The sequence below is a fragment of the Lysinibacillus sp. GbtcB16 genome, from assembly GCF_019091145.1.
In the GTDB taxonomy this organism is placed as follows: Bacteria; Bacillota; Bacilli; order Bacillales_A; family Planococcaceae; genus Lysinibacillus; species Lysinibacillus fusiformis.
This window is the reverse complement of sequence record NZ_JAGXJV010000495.1, coordinates 1-265: the sequence shown is the minus strand read 5'-3', so window position 1 is coordinate 265 and position 265 is coordinate 1. Positions and strand designations below refer to the sequence as shown.

The window sequence follows — 265 nt, the reverse complement described above, 5'->3', positions numbered from 1 at the left end:
AGGGCTGCCGCGGCTGGCTGACTTGAACAACCGCATCGCCCAATCTGAAGACCTCGCCTATGCACAGCTGTGCTTCCAGCATGCCTTTGGGCGTGATATTCTCTCCGTACGCGCCTGGCTGGAAGGGGAGTCCAAGCTCCTTTTCGAAAAAGGCGAAATGCTCGGAAGGGTATACGCAAACAGCTTTATCTACCCCGCCGTGATGCGCCAAGTCCGCTTGGCCGTCGCCTTCAAAGTTCAGTGTGGAAAGATACAAGCCGGTTTG

1 protein-coding gene is annotated in these 265 nt (G+C 56.2%); it reads right to left on the bottom strand.

The window, feature by feature from the left end:
- Positions 1 to 265, bottom strand: a 265-nt coding sequence (locus tag KVT27_RS25030) for an MOSC domain-containing protein (RefSeq protein WP_217582211.1), incomplete at both ends; no start/stop codon positions are given.